Origin of the sequence: Nitrospira sp. T9, assembly GCF_052156535.1 — a bacterium.
GTDB lineage: Bacteria > Nitrospirota > Nitrospiria > Nitrospirales > UBA8639 > Nitrospira_E.
Window position 1 is genome coordinate 1 of the sequence record NZ_JBQKUP010000001.1, and the last position, 1,145, is coordinate 1,145.

Below are 1,145 nucleotides of genomic sequence, written 5' to 3' on the forward strand. Positions count from 1 at the left end.
GTATCCACGGCGAAGTCGGTAAAGGGGCATGAAACCCGGCCGGACGGACGGGCGATTGCACTGGATACCGGCTATCAATCGAATTTCCGGTATGGGGCGCAGCAGTCGTTTACCCGTAGTTGGCTGATGCCGATGCATCAATTGGACTCGTTGCCAGGCAAAATGGCGAATAAATGGAAATTCAAATGGGGTTTTGAAATCGATCACCATGCGGTCAACACGGTGCCGAAGGAATGTCTCATCCGGATTACCAAGGCGGAGGATGGCGGCATTGGCGGACGTGGGCCGTGGGAACCGGTTCGAACCGGGTTCACGCCAGGTCAGGAGAATGAGTTCATGATCAAATGGCTGAAAGGTGATCATATTAAGATCAAAGTATAGGTGAGTTGGAGGCTGGGGATATTTTTTCTATATTGACGTCTAGAAAGAAATATGATGAATACCTCCCCCCAGCCTCCTTCTTCTTAGGGTGATCATTGAAACTAAAAAAAATCTTGTAAGCCTTTTATCATGAAAACTGTTGGGGGAAGCAAGATGAAACAGGTAATAGGACCCGTCGGTGAGCACACCCTCTGTATTTGTGGTGGATGATGATGAGGTGGTTCGTTTAAATATTGCGAAAAAACTTTCCCGGTTGCATTGCACGGTACGTGCTTTTGATTCGGGAGAGGCCTTGATGGAATTTTTGAGAGATAATAGGGATGAACCTGATGTGATCTTGGTGGATTATAAAATGGGTGGGATGAATGGGGTGGAAACCGTGCATGCCATTCGAAAATTTTCTTCTGTTCCAGCCATTATTTTTACCGCGTATGAAGGTTGGATAGATCCGCAGAAAATGAAAGAAATAGGGAATTGTGAGGTCATGATCAAAACCGTAGATCTTCACAATCTCAGTCATATGGTGAACGGGGTCATGGCCTTAAGGAATTTACGAAAAATTGAGTGGTGGGTTGATACCGGGGGACTGCCAACCTGAGCGTTGGCTGGCGGTGCCTGATTAGCCCCGAAATTTTCACCGAAACGGAGGACGACAATGCCTGAAGTGTATAACTGGCAGTTAGGACGAAAGATGCTGTATCCGTATGAGGAGCGGCATCCGAAATGGCAGTTTGCGTTTGTCTTTAACATCAACCGGTGTCTGG

1 protein-coding gene and 1 pseudogene are annotated in these 1,145 nt (G+C 47.2%); both read left to right on the forward strand.

Translation table 11 applies throughout. The features are described from left to right. Positions 1–381, forward strand: a pseudogene (locus tag ACTRXD_RS00005) (molybdopterin-dependent oxidoreductase); the annotation flags it as partial. A 178-nt stretch (positions 382–559) separates the two neighbouring features. Then, positions 560–979 carry a response regulator gene (locus ACTRXD_RS00010; protein WP_442429838.1) on the forward strand — a complete coding sequence of 140 codons (420 nt, stop codon included), beginning with the start codon at positions 560–562 and terminating at the stop codon, positions 977–979. Positions 980–1,145: the final 166 nt, after the last annotated feature.